The sequence below is a fragment of the Halorubrum sp. CBA1125 genome, assembly GCF_009742825.1.
In the GTDB taxonomy this organism is placed as follows: domain Archaea; phylum Halobacteriota; class Halobacteria; order Halobacteriales; family Haloferacaceae; genus Halorubrum.
Map to the genome: position 1 here is coordinate 1 of NZ_WPCE01000378.1, position 1,055 is coordinate 1,055.

Sequence of the window (1,055 nt, forward strand, 5' to 3'; positions counted from 1 at the left end):
GAATTCGCTTCCAGGTTCAGGTTCACTGGGGCAGTGGTCGAGAGTCCGTTGTCGGGATCGACCGCGAACGGGTCGTTGACGTCCGGAATTCCGTCGCCATCGTCGTCAGCGTCATTCTCGTTGAGAACGCCGTCGTTGTCGAAGTCCTCGAATCCGGACGTTTCCGGAACGTAGTCGACCGTGACGGAGTCCGTTGCAGTTGCACCCTCAGAGTCAGTCACCGTGAGGATCAGCTCGTACCCGAGGTTGTCCTCGGCGTCGTGACTACTGGGGATGTCTGCAACGAAGCTACCACTCTGACCCTGCACACTCGTCTGGTGGGGATGGGTGTGCTGGTTGTGCACGAACCCGATGTCCCACTCGAAGTTCGAGTCGTCCAGCGTCTCGTCGGGGTCACTGCCAGTCGCGGCGTAGGTGATCGTGTCGCCGTCCTGGAAGGTATCCCCATCGGAGGGCGTCGTGATCTCAGCCGTTGGTGGGCTGTTCGGAGTGACCGAATTTCCAGTCTGATAGTAGAATATCAGATCTCCGAGCATATCCTGGTCAATAGTCTGACCACCAGTGTTGGGAACCTCGTTTCCGGTCTGGTAGTAGAAGATCCCGTCCCCGAGTTCACTCTGATCGATTGTTCCATCTTCGCCTGCGATGACTTCAGGGGCCGATTGCGCTTCCTCGGTGACTTCGTAGACCTCGATCGCGTAGACGATTGGGTAGTCGTCACCATCAACCCACGTCTCCGAAATGTTCAGGTGTCCGTCGTTCACCTCCACGGTGAAGTCCTTCATGACGCCGGTGTCCTTTCCGACATCTCCGACGACGGAGTACTCTTCGAGGACAACTTCGTCTTCAACGGACACGTTGAATATCCGGTCTTCAGGAGCGTTGACGTCCGTCTTCTGCTCCTGGTAGTACATCCTGACTTCGTAGGTTCCGTCGGCGACCGGGAAGCCATATTCGAGGGGCATAGTCTGTTGACCAGGCCATCGCTGTGTCTCGAATATCTCGCCCGGGACGGACGACGGGACCGACGGGTCAAGATTCTCTGGTTGATCCTG

The 1,055-nt window shown here is 57.3% G+C and carries 1 protein-coding gene; it reads right to left on the reverse strand.

Annotated elements, in window-relative coordinates; translation table 11 throughout:
- Window positions 1-965 (reverse strand): malectin domain-containing carbohydrate-binding protein (locus GJ633_RS16845; protein WP_231741399.1); only part of this gene is annotated, 965 nt, incomplete at its 3' end.
- Between the last annotated feature and the right edge of the window lie 90 nt (window positions 966-1,055).